The organism is Absiella sp. AM29-15 (assembly GCF_003434225.1).
Classification (GTDB): Bacteria; Bacillota_I; Bacilli_A; order Erysipelotrichales; family Erysipelotrichaceae; genus Hoskinsella; species Hoskinsella hominis.
In genome coordinates this window covers 1-16,246 of the sequence record NZ_QVFL01000030.1, presented here as the reverse complement: position 1 = coordinate 16,246, position 16,246 = coordinate 1, and the positions used below count along the sequence as shown (strand labels likewise).

General features: G+C 33.2%; 15 protein-coding genes and 1 pseudogene. 12 read left to right on the top strand and 4 right to left on the bottom strand.

What is annotated here, in order from left to right; all coding sequences use genetic code 11:
* From DW761_RS21575 to DW761_RS20315, 4 genes and pseudogenes are all read left to right on the top strand, one after another.
* Positions 1 to 190 (top strand): annotated as a pseudogene (locus DW761_RS21575) (transketolase); the annotation flags it as partial.
* The gene (locus tag DW761_RS20325; protein ID WP_117519192.1) at positions 183 to 1,115 is read left to right on the top strand and encodes a transketolase family protein; all 933 of its coding nucleotides are present in this window, start codon (positions 183 to 185) and stop codon (positions 1,113 to 1,115) included. The pseudogene DW761_RS21575 and the gene DW761_RS20325, both read left to right, overlap by 8 nt.
* The gene (locus tag DW761_RS20320) at positions 1,103 to 1,918 is read left to right on the top strand and encodes an HAD family hydrolase (protein WP_117455946.1); all 816 of its coding nucleotides are present in this window, start codon (positions 1,103 to 1,105) and stop codon (positions 1,916 to 1,918) included. Before DW761_RS20325 ends, DW761_RS20320 begins: the two co-directional genes overlap by 13 nt.
* A gap of 86 nt (positions 1,919 to 2,004) precedes the next feature.
* The gene (locus tag DW761_RS20315; RefSeq protein WP_117455948.1) at positions 2,005 to 2,529 is read left to right on the top strand and encodes a hypothetical protein; all 525 of its coding nucleotides are present in this window, start codon (positions 2,005 to 2,007) and stop codon (positions 2,527 to 2,529) included.
* 491 nt (positions 2,530 to 3,020) lie between these two features.
* Here the strand turns inward: DW761_RS20315 and DW761_RS20310 are convergent, their stop codons facing one another.
* Positions 3,021 to 3,797, bottom strand: a complete 777-nt coding sequence (locus tag DW761_RS20310) for a MurR/RpiR family transcriptional regulator (RefSeq protein WP_158552367.1) — start codon at positions 3,795 to 3,797, stop codon at positions 3,021 to 3,023.
* A gap of 135 nt (positions 3,798 to 3,932) precedes the next feature.
* On the opposite strand from DW761_RS20310, the gene DW761_RS20305 reads away from it, so the two are divergent.
* Both DW761_RS20305 and DW761_RS20300 read left to right on the top strand, forming a co-directional pair.
* Entirely contained in the window at positions 3,933 to 5,357 is a 1,425-nt protein-coding gene (locus tag DW761_RS20305) for a PTS transporter subunit EIIC (protein ID WP_117455951.1), read from the top strand.
* Between the two features lies 1 nt (position 5,358).
* Positions 5,359 to 6,825, top strand: coding sequence for a sulfatase (locus DW761_RS20300; RefSeq protein ID WP_117519191.1), 1,467 nt, complete (start codon positions 5,359 to 5,361; stop codon positions 6,823 to 6,825).
* A gap of 255 nt (positions 6,826 to 7,080) precedes the next feature.
* On the opposite strand, the gene DW761_RS20295 is transcribed toward DW761_RS20300, so the two are convergent.
* A complete protein-coding gene (locus DW761_RS20295; protein ID WP_117455955.1) occupies positions 7,081 to 7,653 on the bottom strand; it encodes a hypothetical protein in 573 nt (190 codons plus the stop codon).
* Between the two features lie 298 nt (positions 7,654 to 7,951).
* Between DW761_RS20295 and DW761_RS20290 the strand changes: the two genes are divergently transcribed.
* The 5 genes from DW761_RS20290 to DW761_RS20270 all read left to right on the top strand — a co-directional run bounded on the left by DW761_RS20290 (position 7,952) and on the right by DW761_RS20270 (position 12,719).
* A complete protein-coding gene (locus DW761_RS20290; RefSeq protein WP_117455957.1) occupies positions 7,952 to 8,665 on the top strand; it encodes a MurR/RpiR family transcriptional regulator in 714 nt (237 codons plus the stop codon).
* Entirely contained in the window at positions 8,658 to 9,374 is a 717-nt protein-coding gene (locus DW761_RS20285) for a MurR/RpiR family transcriptional regulator (RefSeq protein WP_158552368.1), read from the top strand. Before DW761_RS20290 ends, DW761_RS20285 begins: the two co-directional genes overlap by 8 nt.
* 208 nt (positions 9,375 to 9,582) lie before the next feature.
* On the top strand, positions 9,583 to 11,106 hold the full coding sequence (locus tag DW761_RS20280; protein ID WP_117455961.1) for a PTS transporter subunit EIIC: 1,524 nt from the start codon (positions 9,583 to 9,585) through the stop codon (positions 11,104 to 11,106).
* Positions 11,107 to 11,119: 13 nt separating this feature from the next.
* The gene (locus DW761_RS20275; protein ID WP_117519190.1) at positions 11,120 to 12,463 is read left to right on the top strand and encodes a 6-phospho-alpha-glucosidase; all 1,344 of its coding nucleotides are present in this window, start codon (positions 11,120 to 11,122) and stop codon (positions 12,461 to 12,463) included.
* A 1-nt stretch (position 12,464) separates the two neighbouring features.
* A complete protein-coding gene (locus DW761_RS20270; RefSeq protein ID WP_147322659.1) occupies positions 12,465 to 12,719 on the top strand; it encodes a hypothetical protein in 255 nt (84 codons plus the stop codon).
* A 44-nt stretch (positions 12,720 to 12,763) separates the two neighbouring features.
* Here the strand turns inward: DW761_RS20270 and DW761_RS20265 are convergent, their stop codons facing one another.
* Complete coding sequence (locus tag DW761_RS20265; RefSeq protein WP_117455968.1) at positions 12,764 to 13,381, bottom strand: class I SAM-dependent methyltransferase; 618 nt, start codon at positions 13,379 to 13,381, stop codon at positions 12,764 to 12,766.
* 265 nt (positions 13,382 to 13,646) lie between these two features.
* On the opposite strand from DW761_RS20265, the gene DW761_RS20260 reads away from it, so the two are divergent.
* Positions 13,647 to 15,086, top strand: a complete 1,440-nt coding sequence (locus tag DW761_RS20260) for an ATP-binding protein (protein WP_117455969.1) — start codon at positions 13,647 to 13,649, stop codon at positions 15,084 to 15,086.
* Between the two features lie 76 nt (positions 15,087 to 15,162).
* Here DW761_RS20260 and uxuA read toward each other — a convergent pair.
* The coding region (gene uxuA / locus DW761_RS20255; RefSeq protein ID WP_317286376.1) for a mannonate dehydratase at positions 15,163 to 16,246 on the bottom strand (1,084 nt) is incomplete at its 5' end.

Genomic DNA, 16,246 nt, shown 5'->3' with positions numbered 1-16,246 from the left:
TGAAGATATCCGTTTCGCATTTGATGAAGCGAAGAAAGAAAAGGAAAAACCAACGATGATCCTAGCACATACGATCAAAGGAAAAGGTGTATCCTTTATGGAAAACAACGCCGCATGGCATGGAAGTGCACCAAATGCAGAACAATGTGCACAGGCAGTAAAAGAATTGGAAGGTGAAGGCAATGAGTAAAGTAGCGACAAGAACAGCATATGGAAAAGCACTGGCTGAACTGATCGTAGAACGTGATGATGTGATCGTACTAGATGCCGACCTGACCAAATCAACGAAGACATGTGATGCGAAAAAAGCAAGACCAGAACATCACTTCAATATGGGAATCGCAGAAGGCAATATGATGGGAGTCGCTGCAGGATTAGCCGCAAGTGGAAAAGTTGTCTATGCATCCAGCTTTGCGATGTTTGCGGCAGGAAGAGCCTATGAACAGGTAAGAAACAGTATTGCATATCCTAAGTTAAACGTAAAAGTATGTGCAACCCATGCTGGTATTACGGTAGGCGAAGATGGCGCAAGTCATCAAAGTGTAGAAGATATCGCATTGATGCGTGCAATGCCAAACATGAAAGTATTCAATCCATGTGATGCCAGACAGGCAGAGATGATTGTCAAAGCAGTCGCAGATATAGAAGGACCATGTTATGTAAGACTTGGTCGAGGCAATGTGGAAGATGTATACAGTGATGATACAGCATTCACATATGGCAAAGGTAATGTACTAAGAAAAGGCAAAAAAGTCGCAATCGTAGCCACAGGTATGATGGTACAGGAAGCCTTAAGTGCATATGAAACATTAAAAGCTGAAGGCAAAGAAGTGACGGTCGTAGATATGCCATGTATCAAACCAATCGATGAAGAACTAATCAAAGAGCTGGCAAAAGAACATGAAGTGATCGTCAGCTGTGAAGAACACAGTGTGATCGGTGGTTTAGGCAGTGCGATAGCGGAAGTATTGGTAAAAAATGAACCAGTGAAAATGGTGATGATTGGTATGCAGGACTGCTTTGGAGAAAGTGGAACACCAGATGCCTTATTAGAAAAATACGAGTTAAATGCAGATTCTATCGTTAAGAAGGTAGAAAATGTATGGAACGATTAGAAAATATTAAGTTAATCGTAGCCGATCTGGATGGAACATTATTAGATGAAAACAAACAGATCGATTCCGATATGCCCTCTCTTTTACCAGCCATGAGGGAGCAGGGCATAGCTTTTACATTTGGTTCTGGCCGTAATATGCATATTATGCAGGACTATGTGTCACAATTGCAGGTGGACATACCGTATATCACTAATAACGGGGCCAATATGTTTGAAGGAAGAAGATGTATCTATGAATGCAGTATGTCTTCTTCCGACCTGCTGTTAGCTTTAACTTTGTTGAAACAACGGGGTATCCCATTCCTTGCATACTCCAACTTTGCGGTATATCCTGTTGGATCACACCCAGGCTTGACAAAATTCATGGAACGCCTAAAAGGCAAAAGTGATATTATTGAAACGAAAACCATTCATGAAATTATTGAACATTCTATATTTAAAGTTGTCATTATCCATGACGATGAAAGCTTGATGAAACAGGTCATGGATGAAATCAACAATAACTGTAAAGAAGCGCATTGTGTACGTTCTGAAGGTGATATCTATACACTTACCCATATTGATGCATCCAAAGGAAATACACTAAAGAAGCTGATGGAACTGATGAAAGTAAGCAGTGATCAGGTATTGGTATTTGGGGATAATTATAATGATACCAGTATGTTTGACGTGGTGAAATACAGTGTTGCGATGGGAAACTCTACCAAAGAAATTCAGGATAAAGCAACCCATGTAACAAAAAGCAATGAGGAACAAGGAGTATCCTGGTTCATTAAAAACTATGTGTTAGAAAAGCTCTAGTGGACATGCTAGAGCTTTTTGTTGTATAGAATAGAGGAATGTCTGCAAGCGTGTTACAATAAAGTTGAAAAAGAGAGGTGGATTCCATGAAAACTAAAGAACGATATTGGATTGTTTTGGCGATAATAATTTTACTAGGTTTTTATGCATTATTTACATCTTATCAAACAAGCAATAAAATGACGATAGAGGAATTAAACGAAAAATACCAATTGAGTTTTGATCATATTAGAGAAGATCAGATTCAAAAAGAAAAAGATTCGTTATTATCCTTCACATACCATTATAAAATCACAGATACAATCCATGGATATTACTGTCAGTTTTACATTGATAAGGATGTTTCCAAGATATCAAAAGATGCTCAAATACTGGATCAGAAAGATATGAAAATAGAAGGTATTGATATAAAACTCATAAAGTATATGTTTAGCCCTGATTCACCCGAAGAAGCAATTGAAGAAAAAACGCCTACAGATATTGTTTATCACTTTACAAAAGAGGGTACGGTGTTCAGCGGGTTCATTCAAAATAGTAATCCAGAATCGACATGGATTACTAAACAAGAAATAAATGATGTGAAAGATATCCTTTTGCGATTCATAAAATAATCATTTATATAATGCTTATATAGTGTTATAATAACCTTTAAAGAAAGGTGACTATCATATGATAAAAAATTATTTGAAATTTTTGTATGTATTATTGGCTTGTTATTATATATTGTATATGATTTATGCTTTATATAAAGTCATTGTTGGAGAAATAGGAAGCATATTTACTTTTCAAGGGTATATCCTTCCTGCTTTTAATCAAGAAAATATCATCAAGTTTTGCTTCATTTGAAAAAATGCCATCATTCATGATTTGAACAAAGACATATCATAATGTATACCTGTTATAAAAGGCTGAGATTACATTAATACCTACTAGACATGCTATTTTACTAAGTGAATCGATACAGAGTGTACTATGTATTATGACATTCCATTAATCATGTTTTTACTTCACTTATGTAAGAAGTCAAGATTTCATTAGCAATATTTAATTAAATATTGTTTTATTGAAAATACTTTTTAAACTTTATTCTATAGAATGGATTTTATTTTAATTCATCCGATTTACTATTCAAATTTTTATGCAATAAATACTCAGTAAGAGATAAATCCAGATAATTTAATAACATACTAAAGAAACCAAAGTAAAAATAATGGGGATATAACCAATTTTCTGAATCAGTTAAAGTGAAAGACATATTTGAATGGTTAGTTAACCAATTGGTTGGTGTTGAAACAAAGGAGATTAATGATGGATGATTTAATTCACATGTAATTACTGCGTTTTTTAAATCATCATTATTGCCACTATGAGAAAATATTAATAATAAATCATCTGATGAAATAAACTCAAAAGCCTTATTATTAACAGTTGTTCGATTAGTGGTTAAAGCTGTGGCGACGATTCCGTGTTTTAGAAGAATTTCACTAAGCGTATTTACTAGATGCGACTGCTGTGTTCCAGTCCCTAAAATATAGATACGCTTTGCTTTTAAAATTTCAGAAAAAAGTTCCTCTTGCTTAATTGTTGCAGAATCTAAAAATGAAGTTAATAAACTGGCCAGGGTTTTTGTATCAACTTGTTCGTTTTCTTTTGGCTTTTTTGACCAATTGACTTTATGCTTCATTTCTGTGAATCCACTAAAACCTAACTTTTGCGCAAAACGAGATATAGTTGATTTCGAAGTGAAAACTTTTTGTGCTAATTCAGTAGTAGACAAAGTAGGTATTTCTGAACTATGGTTGATGAGATAATTGCTAATCATTTTTTCTGTATCGTTAAGTTGTGAATATTTAGCAACAATAATGTCTTTGACTATCAAAATAGATCCTCCTCTCAAAAACATGAAACGTGTTTCAGCTTCTCGTATCAGTAGTGCAAACACCACTATATACTTGTATAATAACATACGAAGAGCGCTTTTTAAACAAATAAAACAAACAGAGGAGTATAACAAATGAAAACAAATGAAAATTTTGAAAGGGAACTACTACAACTTGTTGGTGGTTCAGAAAATGTAATTAGTGCAACACATTGTATGACACGTTTACGACTTAGACTAAAGGATGAAAACAAAGCAAAAACAGATGACATAAAAAAAATGAAAGGCGTTATAAATGTTCTGATCAGCAATGGTCAATATCAAATAGTGATTGGAACGCACGTTACAGAAGTCTATAGTGTTTTTGATACTCTACTTAAAGAATCAAAAGGTGGGGAAGAAAAACAGTCAAATTCGTCAGAAGAGGAAGTACAGAAGAATAAAAATATTTTTGCGATATTATTAGATGTTATTTCAAGTGTTTTTACACCGACATTGGGATTATTAGCGGGATCTGGTATTATCAAAGGGTTGGCATCTTTATTAGCAGTTACTAACGTAATTCAAAAAACTGATGGCGCGTTTATATTATTGCAAAATATTGGTAATACTTTCTTCTATTTCTTCCCTGTTGTTCTGGGATATACGGCAGCAAAGAAGTTTAAGCTTACTCCTTTAATGGGAATTGTGATCGGAGCATGTCTAGTAAATCCAGCATTTATTAACATATTAAGCAATAGTGAGCCGTTGTATACTTTATTTGATGGTTCTGTTATTGCTTCGCCAGTATATTTTTCGCTATTAGGTATTCCAGTTTTATTGATGAATTATTCGCAAACGGTGATTCCTATAATTTTTGCAGTTTTTTTAGCCGCAAAATTAGAGAAAAAATTGAAAGTTATAGTACCAAAAGTGTTACAAATGTTTGCAGTACCTATGCTAACCTTATTAATAACTATGGTTATTACATTCCTATTTGTTGGTCCCGTAATAACATGGATTAGCTCTCTTATTAGTGTTTTTATCAAGGCTAGTTATGATTTAAATCCTATTGTCGCTGGAATTTTACTGGGAGGTTTGTGGCAAGTATTTGTAATGTTTGGTGTACATTGGGGATTAACACCAATTGGATTAAATAATTTTAGTATTTTTGGATTTGATCCAATTATGTGTTTAATGTATGGAACACCTTTTGCTACAGCTGGTTCTGTTTTAGGTGTACTTGTAAAGACTAAGGATCCAGAATTAAAAGCATTATCATTACCTGCGGCACTTACGTGTTTTATCGGTGTAACAGAACCAGCTATTTATGGAATCACACTACCACGAAAAAGACCATTTATTGCTGGGCTAGTTGGTGGCGCGATTGGAGGTGGAATTTTAGGTGCTTTTGGTTCTAAAATTTATACTCCATTAGCTGGAGGAATATTTGCTATACCAAATTTCATTGCGGAAACAGGAATTGATGCAGGATTTTATGGGGCAATTATCGCGGTGACGATTGCTTTTCTTACAGCTTTTATTGGAACAGTGATATTCTATAAAGAGGAGATTCAATAGCATGAAGGCCATTATGTTGATGTTTGATACATTGATTAAAGATATGTTACCAAACTATGGCAATGAATGGGTTTATGCACCAAACTTTAAACGCCTAAATGAAAAGTTTCATACATTCGATAACTTTTATTGTGGAAGTTTACCTTGTGTTCCGGCGAGAAGAGATTTACATACAGGAAAATATAACTTTTTACATAGGAATTGGGGACCTTTGGAACCATTTGATTTCTCAGTAATTAAAGAATTAAAAGAGCAAGGCATTAGTACTCATTTAATAACTGATCACTGGCATTATGGTGAAATGGGCGGTTTTGGTTATCATAATCAATTCTCCACATGGGAGTTGATAAGAGGTCCAGAAGGAGATCCTTTAGAACCGATTTTTGGCAATCGACCATCAATCAGCCAACATAACTTAAATCAGCAAGGAACACTGGTTGTTCAGCATGCATATAATCGTCAAAAATTAATTGGTGAAGATACCATGCCAATCACACAGGTTTTTAATAAAGCATTATCCTTTTTAGATAAATATCACGGCTATGATCAATGGTTTTTGCAAGTTGAATGTTTTTCACCACATGAGCCTTTTATCGCTATGGATAATTATCGAAAACTGTATACAGATACTACAGATGAAGATATTTTAAATTGGCCTGTTTATCAGCAAGTGTCTACTTTAATAAGTGATAAACAAGATTTTGTCACTATACAAAAAGAATATGCAGCTTTACTTTCTATGTGTGATGATTATCTTGGCAAATTCTTAGATAAACTAGAAGATTTACAGTTATGGGATGATACCTTAATAATAGTAAATACTGATCATGGATTTATGCTAGGTGAACATAATTGGCTTGGAAAGAATGTAGGACCTCAATATGAAGAGATTGCTCATACTCCTTTTTTCCTTCATCTGCCAAAAGTAGAACCTAGAAGGATTCCACAGCTCACGCAAACCATTGATATCCCTGCTACTCTTTTAGATTTCTTTTCATTACCAATGACAGTTGAAATGTGTGGAAAATCATTAATACAAGTGATTGAGAAGAAAATAGACATTCATGAATCTATTCTTTATGGAATTCATGGAGGACATGTTAATTATGTCCGTTTACCTTATGTCTTTATGAAAGGCTCTGCCAATAAAGAAAATCAACCATTAGAAACATATACATTGCTGCCATTAAAGGGTAATTGTGGATTTGAAAAAGCAGAATTAGAAGAGGCTGAACTAGTTTATGATGTTCCTTTTGCTAACGGTTTTCCAATTTTAAAAATTCCGAAAAAAAATCATTATGATTCTTTTACTCAAGGTGATTTAATTTTTGATTTATGCAAAGATCGTCAGCAGCTACATCCGATATCTAACGAACAGCTGCAAGAGAAATTATCGCAAGAATTAATCATGAAGTTAAAAGAAAATGATGCACCAGACAGTCTTTATGAAAGGCTATTTGGTAAGTAAAATGAAAGATTAGGATTGCTTTCTTTTAGATAAATAGAATCAGATTTTAAAAATATATTGGGGAATCAAGATATAGCCTGATCGTGTAAATTCAGAATAAACTGAGTTTACACTTTTTTATAGAGGCAATGATTATTCTCGTCACTTTCTCGTCATGCTCGCCAAAGTGGTGACGAGCATGACGAGAAAGAATGGTAACATAGCCTCTAAGGCTTGTAATGAAGTGAAAAATATCAATTTTTTTCTTTTGAGAAACTACTTTATTTCCATGAACTGTATTTCAAAATAATCTAGCATTTTGTCAAACATCTCTTCACTAGTAAACATATGATGTTCATCTTCAACAATGATCGTATATAATATACCATCTAATCGAAAATCGAAGAAATATTGAGGAAGTTGGTCTTCAGGATAATCGATATCATAATATACATCAATATTTTCTATAGTTTTTTTGTTGTTATATCCCAGATCTTTTAGTGATGCAGCTTCTCTTGAAAACTGCACAGTAGGATCATTCGCATTTTCTTCATGAACAATATGGAATGTACAGGACTGGTCCCTTGATGTAATTGGTACGATAATCACTAAATCTTGATATTCAGATATATGAATTTTTTTGTCGTTCACAATGTATTCTAATGGATCGTAAAAATCATAGAATTCGATATGTTCAACTGATTTGTATTCATCTAATGAATAGTAAAGATTGACCATTGAATCTTTTCCATAAAAATGGCCTCCATTAAAAGCATATAGTAAAAAAATTCCGATGAAAATAGCGATGATGATAATGGTTAGAAATACTTTTTTCTTGTTCTTTTTCATTTTATGTTACCAGCCTTTTTATTAGGGAAATATCACCTATATTATTCTATTATCATTTATTTATGGATAATGATTTTAAAAACCTTCTAATTAAATTATATAATGGAAAAAGAATTAAGCAATCAGGTTCCCATATTCATGGTCGTAAATGACTGTTTTGGGATAGCATGTATTTATATATAACGATTAAATTATTAATTTAAGATATAAAAGCTTGAAACTAAGGAAGTTGAATTATATCAAATATGATATAATATTACTGCTTTTGTTGTAAAAATATACCTGGGAGGTTTATACGATGAAGCTTACAGATATAGAAAAAGATATTATGCATTGTCTGAACATGAAAATCGCAGATCATCAAAAAGTTACGCTGGCACAGATCGCGGAAGAATGTCATGTAGCAAAGAGTACAGTGGTAAAATTTTCTAAGAAGTTAGGCTATAGTGGCTTTGTGGAAATGTATTATCAATTAAGTGATCGTCAAAAGAAAAAGGCATTTTCAGAAATTACATTAGCAGATACGTTGGTGGAACGTGATTTAAATGAATGCATTGATGAATTGGTAGATATATTATATCGGTTTAAAAACTGTAAAAATTTTGTAAATTCCTATGGAAGAGATGATATGCTCAGCGCATATATTGCCAGAAAACTAATGATGTTCGATTTGTTTGCGCCATCGACTTATGATTTCGCAATGGTGAAGAATTTATATCTTTCCAAAGGTGTTGCTTTATTTCCTGATTTAAGAAAGACACATCCATTTGAAGGAAAAGATATCATGAAACTGGCAAAACAAGAAGGCTATTATATCGTGGCGTTTTCGGATACTGAATTGACGTGGGCAAAAAAATATGTAGATTATTTTGTGAAAATTAAAGTCACAGAATATAAGAGTGCAGATTTCTTTGAAGCAAAAATCATCATGTTGATGGAAATGGTATTAAGTGAGTATTCACGAACATATTATTTCGATAAAGCGAATGATGAGGTACAGAAAAATGGATGAAATGAATTTTACTAAGACCGAAAACAGAATATATGAGGAAATTTTAAAGAACGTGAAACAGCATAAGAAAAAAACAGTGGCACAGATAGCGGAAAAGGTGGATGTGGCACCCTCCTATGTTATCAAGGTCGCCAAAAAGCTGGGATATTCTGGTCTAAATGAAATGTGGTACAGTTTATCAGGAATATATACCGATTCAGTATCTGTTTCATTAGATGATTTTGATTTAATGGAAAAGAATCTATTGGATGTGCATGTACAGATATTATGCGATATGCTCATTAATTATCGTAACGAACGTATTATCGTAAACTCTATTGGAGATAGTGATTATGTGGGAACATACCTCTTAGATAAATTATGGCACCGTGGATTTAATGCCATGCCATATAAAAGCCAGCTATTGGACCAGGCAAGGTGCTTAAAACCAGGAATGTTGATTGCCATTAACGAAAGTGGTGTGGTATTGCTGGAACAATGTCTAAAAGCACGAAAGCATAATTATAACATTGTATCCATTACATCAAATCGTAATTCCCCACTTGCCTGTAACTCCCATTTAACAATTGAATTAAGAAATAAAAAATCTAATTTTTATAATTATAATCCTAATTTTTTTACCGCCTATGTATTAATATTTATAGAAATATTGTTTGCACGATATGATGAAGAAATAGAGAAATATTATAAAGAAAATGAAGAAATGTGATGCTGAATATTATTTATTTAGCATTTTTTTTTGAAAAAAACCATAAATTGGTAAATTTTACGCACTTATAAGTTGAATTGATTTATCAATCAGTGAATAAGTTCACGCTTTGAGAGAAAGTATTGTAAACAAATTTCTAAACCGTATAATGGAGATGTCTTAAGAAAGCATGCGTCTTAAAGAAGTATTTGAAAGGAGAACGTATTACATGAAAACGAAAATTTCTGAATTGTCGTCTGTATTCTCAAAAGCGATCATTCAGCCTGTTATGTTCCTGTCAGTTACAGGACTATTATTAACTATTGGTGTTATCCTGAAAATGGATGTAATGCCAGCTTTTATCGCAAATATTGGTAACTTTGTCTATAACCTGATGATGAATGGGGGCATCAATCAATTATCTATTATCTTCTGTGTAGGAATTGCAACAGCTCTTGCGAAACATAAAAAAACAGATGCCGCAATCGTTGCAGTATCTGCCTTCATGATTTTCATTTACGCAAATAATGCATGGCTGTCTTCCAATGGACTGCTGGTTGAATCTGAATCATTGACTGGAACCGGTCAGGCAATGGTACTGGGTGTTCAGTGTATTGATATGGGAGTTTTTCTGGGTATTATCCTTGGTTGTTTAACAGGATATATCTTTAACAAATTTGGAGATAAAGAATTCCCAGATGTTGTAAGAATTTATGGTGGTTCAAGACTTGCTTATATCATTTCAATTTTCGCAACTGCCATTCTTGCAATCGTTATGTGTTATGTATGGCCACTTGTAAATGATGCAATTTCCTCTTGTCTGGTATTCATCAATAAAGCAGGACCAGCTGGATTATTCACTTATGGATTCTTAAATCGTTTCTTAATTCCTACAGGATTACATCACTTAATCTATATGCCATTCCTACTTACACCAGTTGGTGGTACTGCAGAAATTGCCGGTCAGGCAGTTAGTGGATGCTACCCTATTCTGATGGCAGAAATGGGAAATCTTGGAAGTTTAACAGCACTAGATCCTTCTGTGAAATATATGATGTATGGATTCTCTAAAATCTTTGGATGCATTGGTATTACCATGGCATTTATCAAAACCGCAAAACCCGAGAAAAAAGTTGCCACAAGAAGCTTATTGTTGCCATTATTGTTTGTCGCAGTTGTTGCTGGTGTAACGGAACCACTTGATTTCATGTTTCTGTTTGCATCACCATTATTGTGGTTAGTACATTCTGTATTGGATGGTTTGTTCCAGGTAATTATCTTCTTATTAGGCGCGCGTCTACAATTGATGAGTGGTATCTTAAATGCAATCCCTATGATTATCGCCATACCAGCAAATCTGTCAAAATGGTATATTACCTTTGGCGTAGGTATTGTTTCCATCTTTGTATGGTATTTCATCTTTGTATTCCTGATTAAAAAACTGAACCTAAAAACCCCAGGACGTGAAGATGATGTAGAAGAAATAAATGAACAAACAGCAGTTGAACAAGTAGAAAATATCAGTTGTATTATTGAAGGATTAGGTGGAGAAGATAACATAAAATCTATCTCTAATTGTTATACAAGATTACGTGTAGAAGTAAAAGATATTGAAAAAGTAAACGAAACAAAAATTAATGAGTATAAAAATCAGGGCATTGTGATCAAAGGTAATAATGTTCAGATTATCATTGGCATGAAAGTACAAAAAGTCTGTGAGCATGTGAAACAAGTATTACAGATTGTAGAATAAGGAGGAATAAAAAATGAAAGCATCATATGCAATATCCATTGTAGGAGGAGGTTCTCGTTATACACCGGGAATCCTAAGAATGCTGGTTGCGGAAAAAGGCCGCTTCCCATTAAGAAAAATCACATTATATGATAATGAGGCAGAACGCCAGGATAAGGTAGGCGCTTATGGAAAAATTCTATTTCAAGAATACTATCCAGAATGTGAAATTATTGTGACAAATGATGCCAAAACGGCATTTGAAGATATCAATTTTGCGTTCATGCAGATACGTGCAGGACGAATGAAAATGAGAGAAATGGATGAAAAAATCGCATTACGTCATGGCTGTTTAGGACAAGAAACATGTGGAGCCGGAGGCTTTGCTTATGGTATGAGAAGCATCCCAGCAGTATGTGATATCATCAAAGATATTCGTAAATATTCACCAGAAGCATGGGTATTAAATTATTCTAATCCAGCAGCGATTGTCGCAGAAGCAACAAAACGAATCTTCAAAGATGATTTCCGTATCATTAATATTTGTGATATGCCAATTGGTATCATGGGATTCTATGCAAAAGCTTTAGGAAAACGTCCAGATGAAATTGAACCACGTTATTTTGGTTTAAATCATTTTGGCTGGTTTACTCAGATTTTAGATAAAAAAACAGGCGAAGATTATTTGCCAAGATTACATGAATTCTTTAAGACACCAATGGCAGCTGTAGGTGATTTACATCCTACAGATAAAAGCTGGATGGATACATTCAAATTTATGAGTAAAATGATTCAGGATTATGAGGATTACTTACCAAATACCTATTTACAATATTACCTGTATCCAAAGCACATTGTAGAACATGAAGATTCTAATTATACACGTGCAAATGAAGTTATGGATGGACCAGAAAAGAAAACATTCGCGATGTTAGATGAAGTAATCGCAGAAGGTAAATTAAAAGGCACCAAATATGAGCCAAAACCAGATGAATTGGCTGATGGACATGCTGGTTATATCGTGGACTTGGCAACAGCTATCGCAAATAATACTGGAGATGTATTCTTATGTATGACAGAAAATACAGGTATTATTTCAAACTTAACAGAAGGTATGATGGTAGAAGTTCCATGTCATGTAGGTATTAATGGTGTAGAACCTTTAAATATCGGTGAAATCCCAACATTCCAGAAAGGGCTGTTAGAAAATCAATTCGCATATGAAAAATTAACGGTAGATGCATGCCTTGAAGGAAGCTATAAGAAAGCATGGAATGCACTAACATTAAATCGTTGTGTCAATGATACTGATGTTGCGAAAGCAATCCTTGACGATTATTTTGAAGTAAATAAAGAATATTGGCCTGAATTGAAGTAGTATGGAAAAGAGTATAGGAATGTTGTTTCAGCAATTGAAACAGGGGATGCTGAATATATCTTCAGCATCACTTAAAACACAGGCGTTACTGGCATTGTGTCTGTTGATTGGCTATTTTTCACCATTAGCAGGAATTATAATCGCAGGTATTCTAACGATGAGAAAAGCGGATAAACGTTATACTTGTTTCCTTCTGCTTGGTGGTGTTCTTGCGTTATTCTTGTTTGTATTGAACTATTGCTTCGCATATTTATAAGAAAAAATCCCAAATCGGGATTTTTTTGCATATCATTGAAGCGATTATTGTTTGAATATTAGTACACCTGAACAGAAACTGATTTGTTGATACTCCATATTAGGAAAATCAGCTTTGAATTGATCAATAATCGGATATACTTCATCTTGATCCCATAGATTGCCACTTTCCTTTTTACATTTTTCCAATTCATTTTGTGTTTGAAAAGCAACATCACCAATCAATACGGCTCCATTTTTTGTGAGAAGTTGTAATAACTTTTGAATAAAAGCGACTTGTTGTGGATGATCTAAATGATGGATTGCATATGTGCAAATTATAAAATCGAATGTTTCATTTATGATACTATCAGGAAGCCCTTTTGTAAAATCATATTGTATCAATGCAGCATTTGGCATTTTTGATTTCGCTATTTCAATCATTTTTTCAGAGAAATCAATGCCATAAATATCACAGCCATCATCATATAATTTTTTAGATAATATCCCTGTGCCAAAGCCTATATCTAATATTTTATTCCCATTACCTTTTTTGATGATTTGATAGATGGTACCTAATACATCTTTATAGCCAGCGAAGGGATATTCGTTTGCTTCTTCACTAAGATTCACACTTTTATCGTAAGCGTTTGCCCATAGATTAAATCCATCACTTTTTAACATAGCACTTACCTCCATATTATTATAGTTTTCATTATAGCATAAAAAAGTGAAATAGAGGAAGATAGCATTCCAGGCACTTGTTTATTATTATATAAATTTGATTTTTAGTAGAATATTCAAACTTTGTTTAAAAATTAAATTTGTTGCCAAAATAAATGAATTTTATTGCTTTTTTAAAATATAAGTTGTCAAAAATATGGGAAAGTGTTGACAAAATGTTGCTATATTGTTAAAATTTTATAAAAATATGAAAGTGGTGATATGTATGCAAGCAGAAGAATTGAAAATAATGGTTGAAGAAATTAAGCGACAAAAAACAGAAAAGCAATGTGTAGAATTAAAAGCAGCGCATCAGGGTTGTCCTACAAGATTATTTGATACGTTATCATCTTTTTCCAATCAGGATGACGGAGGAATCATTATTTTTGGAATTGATGAAAGCAAAGGATATGATATAGTGGGAGTATATGATGTACAAGACTTACAAAAAAAAGTAACAGAACAATGTAAACAAATGGAACCTAGAGTTCTTGCTTTATTCACAGTGTGTGAAATTAACGATAAGCTTGTTGTATCTGCAGAAATTCCAGGGGTAGATATATCAGAAAGACCTGTATTTTATAAAGGTGTTGGGAGAATTAAGGGATCTTATGTCCGTATTGGCGATTCAGATGAATTGATGAATGAATACGAGATATATAGTTATGAGGCTTTTAGAAAAAGAATTAAAGATGATATACGACTTGTAGAAGATGCTAAAATTAAGTACTTTGATCAAGAACAATTGGATAAGTATCTTTATTCAGTAAAAAAAGAGCGAAAGAATTTCTCAAATAATGTTTCTGATGAAGAAATTTTAGAATTAATGGGAGTGTTTAATGATGGCGTTCCTACTTTAGCTGGAACAATGGTTTTTTCTAAATATCCACAAGCCTATTTTCCACAATTATGTATTACTGCGGTTGTTGTACCAGGGACTGAAATAGGAGAAATAGGTGAAGACGGTGAACGTTTTATTGATAATGAAAGAATCACAGGGTCAATTCCTGAAATGTTAGATTTGGCTGTCGATTTTGTTCGTAGAAATAGTCGTACTAAAACTGTTGTTGATGAAAATGGGGTAAGAAAAGATAAAAAAGAGTATCCTATTATTGCTGTTCGTGAAGCTATATTGAATGCATTAATACATCGAGATTATAGTATACACACTGAAAATGTGCCTATCCGTTTGGAAATGTATCGGGACCGCATGGAAATTGTAAATAGTGGAGGATTGTATGGTAAGATATCAATTGATTCTCTAGGTAAGGTACGGCCTGAAACAAGAAACCCAGTATTAGCAAATATTCTTGAATTACTAAATATAACAGAAAATAGGTATTCTGGTATTCCAACAATACGTAAAGAGTTTGAAAAAGCTGGATTACCAGCGCCTATTTTTTCTGTAAAACACGGCGAATTTAAAGTGGTGTTTAAGAATAATATATATAAAAATGAGATGTTTCATAAAACGGGGAATATGCAAGAGGATATCATTAGCTTTTGCATGATTCCTCGATCACGAAAAGAATTAATTGAGTTTACAGGAATGAGTAGATATTATACAATGACTTTTATTATACAGCCACTTTTAGAGAGTGGTAAATTAAAGCAAACCCTTCCAGAAAAACCTAAAAGCTCAAAACAGCGGTATGTTAAAGCTTAAATTATAAGATGTAATCTCAATGGTTTATGTTGATTATATGTAAAATGAAGACTATTTTAAGGTAGTCTTCATTTTCTTAATATAATTCTTTTTTTGCTGCTTCAAATAAACCATTTAGATAAGCAGCACCTAAGGCACGGTCGTATAGACCATAACCAGGATTACCAGATTCGTTCCAAATCATTCTGCCATGATCTGGTCGAACATATCCTTTAAATTTATTTTTCACTAATATTTTAATAAGCATATACATATCAATATCCCCAGAAGAACTAAGATGCGCACATTCAGTAAAACTGCCATCATTTCCTAAAAGTTTAATGTTCCTTAAATGGGCAAAATGAATCCTGCCTTCGTGTGAAAAAGTTTCAGTAATTTTATAAATATCATTATGTCTACCTGCAGTGAGAGAACCAGTACAAAGAGTCATACCGTTATGTAAGTCAGGTATTGCCTTAAATAAACGCTTAAAATCATCCATAGTAGACATAATGCGAGGTAATTGAAAAATGTCAAGGGGAGGATCGTCTGGATGAATTGCCATATTTATATCACATTCCTTACATACAGGAATAACTCTATCTAAAAAGTAAATTAAATTATTGAATAATGTATCATGTGTAATGTTACTATATGATTCTAGTAGATCATGTAGTTGTTCTTGTGTATAACTTTCATCCCATCCAGGTAGATGAAGATTATTTTTATCAAGTTCTATATAATCAGAATACAAAAATGCTAATGATGTACTTCCATCCTTATTTTTATAATTTAGCGTTGTTCGAAGCCAGTCGAATACAGGCATGAAATTATAGCAAATACATTTGATACCATATTTAGAGAGTGTGCGTATATTCTTGCAATAGATATCAATATAATGATCACGGTCAGATGCTCCTAATTTTATATTTTCATGAACGGGTAAGGATTCTATAACTTCCAATGCTAAATTGTATTTTTTCAATTCTTTTTGTATAGATTCTACTTTATCCACAGGCCATAGTTCACCAACTGGAACATCATAAATTGCAGTTACAACACCTGTCATATTAGGTATTTGTCTTATTTGTGATAATTTGATAGGATCATTAAAACCATACCAGCGAAATAAACTGTACCCTGTAAAACGGACACTAGAAAAAAACCAATTGCTAGTACCT